General features: G+C 48.1%; 2 protein-coding genes. Both read right to left on the bottom strand.

All coding sequences use genetic code 11. The features are described from left to right. Window positions 1–168: 168 nt before the first annotated feature. Window positions 169–822, bottom strand: a complete 654-nt coding sequence (locus HMPREF3208_RS01575) for a peptide deformylase (RefSeq protein ID WP_016637729.1) — start codon at window positions 820–822, stop codon at window positions 169–171. A 209-nt stretch (window positions 823–1,031) separates the two neighbouring features. Beyond that, the gene (gene glmM / locus HMPREF3208_RS01570; protein ID WP_016637728.1) at window positions 1,032–2,447 is read right to left on the bottom strand and encodes a phosphoglucosamine mutase; all 1,416 of its coding nucleotides are present in this window, start codon (window positions 2,445–2,447) and stop codon (window positions 1,032–1,034) included. Between the last annotated feature and the right edge of the window lie 216 nt (window positions 2,448–2,663).

The following is a 2,663-nucleotide window of genomic DNA, read 5'->3' as shown; positions in this document are numbered from 1 at the left end:
ACGTGAGAGAATCATCTCGCATTTGGAGGGTTTGAGGTTGTGCAGCACTCCAAACGTGCGCTGACGACCTGCCCGAGCGCTGCGATTTAGCGCGCGAGCGCCATCTGTACGAATGTCCGAAAATCGCCAAACAGAGACACTCGCGCACTAAAAGTAAAAGTAAAATATTCAGATTGCAAAACCGAGCGTACGAGCTGCAGCTACTGGAACTGCTTCGTCTGCCCAATAATCTTCAAGATTCTCGTCGGTAGAAAGCGAACGCATTTCCGCGCGATCAATATAAAGTTCACCGCGAAGATGATCAGTTTCGTGCTGGAAAATACGCGCAGGCCATCCATGCAAACGCTCGGAATGTTGCTTTCCGTCTTCATCTTGCCAAGTCGCTTGAATGTCAAGCCAACGCTGACGCACAGCTTGATAACCAGAAACGCTTAAGCAACCTTCGTAGAAGCTACGAGTTTGAGTACCAATCGGCTCGTAGTGAGGGTTAATAATAGCGCGGAACGGAAGTTCTGCAATATCGCGAGGATCGTCTTCATCATCACGAACGTGATCTTCAATAACAGCAATAGCAAGACCCAAACCAATCTGCGGAGCCGCTAACCCAACGCCTGGAGCCTCAAGCATTGTGCTATGCATCAGCGAAATAAGTTTTGTGAGAGTAGCACGCGTAAGCTGGCCGTCATATGCCACAGTTCGCTGGCGCAAAACAGGCTCGCCAGCTTGAACAATTGGCAAAATACCATCTTCTGTAGCGGAATCCAACAAATGCTCAACGGCACGACTGAGCTTCGTATCAACACTTGCGTGATGCGTAAACATAGGACTCCTTTACTGTAACGCGGCAATAGACGCGAAGTTGTATAAGAAAGTTTGAGCGGCACACGTTACGTACGCACATTGACGTTACGTGAAACAAGCACCAAGGTGTTAATTGTACCAAAATTATTTGCGCACTGCTAGAGCATATTGAAACGTAGGCAAAAGCAAGTAAGTAGCAAAGCAGTAAATGCAAGCAACGCAAGCAAACGCTATAGCTTCAAATTATCAACCACAACTTGGGCAAGACGAGCACAAACCTCATCCGCCTGAGTCTGAGTTGAAGCCTCGCACATAACGCGCACAAGCGGCTCGGTACCACTAGGACGAAGAAGAACGCGACCTGTATCTCCCAAAAGCTTAGATTCTTTCTCCACCGCGGCAAGCACGGCTGCGTTAGTTTTGGAAGCCATTTTGTCTACATTTGGCACATTTACTAAGCATTGTGGCAATTGCGGGAAGTCAGCTGCCATTTGAGAAAGCTTCTTGCCGGAGCGCACAACTTCACGGCACAAAGTTAAAGCAGTAAGAGTGCCATCGCCGGTGGTTGCAAATTCACGATTAATAACGTGACCAGACTGCTCACCACCGAGTGAATAATCATGCTTCAGCATTTCTTCCAAAACGTAACGATCGCCGACGTTTGTCTGAACAGTTGCAATGCCCATATCTTTAAGAGCAAGCTTTAAGCCAAGATTGCTCATCACGGTTACAACAAGCGTATCGTGATTCAGCTTACCTTCAGCCTGCTTAGCACGTGCAAGAATACCCATAATTTGATCGCCATTAACCATATTGCCGTTCTCGTCAACAGCTAAGCAACGGTCGGCGTCACCGTCAAAAGCCACGCCTAAATCAGCCTGAGAAGCTTTAACCATGGCTTGCAACTGCTCAGGATGAGTCGAGCCTGCGTGATCGTTAATATTGTAGCCGTCAGGAGAAGCGTTAATTACGATTACTTCCGCGCCGGCACGGCGAAGAGCTTCAGGAGCAACAACGGAAGTAGCACCGTTCGCACAATCCGCTACGACGCGCAAACCTGCAAGCGGCTTTGGACGTGTAGTTGAATCTTTACTCAAAGGCGCAACAGCAGAAACCAAGTGATCAATATACAGGTTTGTTGCGGTAGTAGTATCGTGACTGACTCGACCAACACCAGCGCCGGTTGGACGCTCCCAATCTTGACCAAGCACAGCCTCAATCTCATCTTCCTTGCTATCTGGAAGCTTAAAACCGCCACGAGCGAAGAATTTAATGCCGTTATCTGGCATCGGATTATGAGATGCGGAAATAACAGCACCCATTTCAACGTTTAGTACGGAAGTTAAAAATGCAACGCCAGGAGTTGGGATAATTCCGGCATCAATAACATCAAAACCGCCGGCGCTCATGCCTGCAGCGAGCGCAGAAGCTAGAAAATCGCCAGAAACGCGCGTATCTCTGCCAATAAGTGCGCGACGACGAGCGTGAGTTGTATGTTCTTCGCGAGCAGATACTTGGGATGTAGTAGATGCATGCTTATCTCCAAGAACACGCACTGCTGCATCGCCTAAATCTAGTGCAAGCTGAGCAGTTAAATCGCGATTAGCTAAACCGCGTACACCGTCAGTACCAAACATATTTGGCATAATAAAGCCTCTTTCGCAAAAATCACTTCACTTTGCGCGCAAGCAAACAACATCGCTACTGGCGCGTCACACACTGTTTGCCATCTTACTCGTAGTATTACATAACGCGCTAGCGCTTTGACAAAGCGAGCTTTTGTGCGAGCTTACATACACACTCACTAAGTACACAAACTCGAGCAAACCGCCTCACATTCGGAGCACTACAATAAGTTTCAC

This window comes from Gardnerella vaginalis, assembly GCF_001546485.1.
Taxonomy (GTDB): domain Bacteria; phylum Actinomycetota; class Actinomycetes; order Actinomycetales; family Bifidobacteriaceae; genus Bifidobacterium; species Bifidobacterium vaginale_D.
The sequence above is the reverse complement of the archived record's forward strand: the minus strand, read 5'-3'. Positions and strand labels throughout refer to the sequence as shown.

What these genes read in the sequence shown, in the direction of transcription:
- HMPREF3208_RS01575 (WP_016637729.1), bottom strand. Translation starts at nt 822, where the DNA reads ATGTTTACGCATCACGCAAGTGTTGATACGAAGCTCAGTCGTGCCGTT.
- glmM (WP_016637728.1), bottom strand. Translation starts at nt 2,447, where the DNA reads ATGCCAAATATGTTTGGTACTGACGGTGTACGCGGTTTAGCTAATCGC.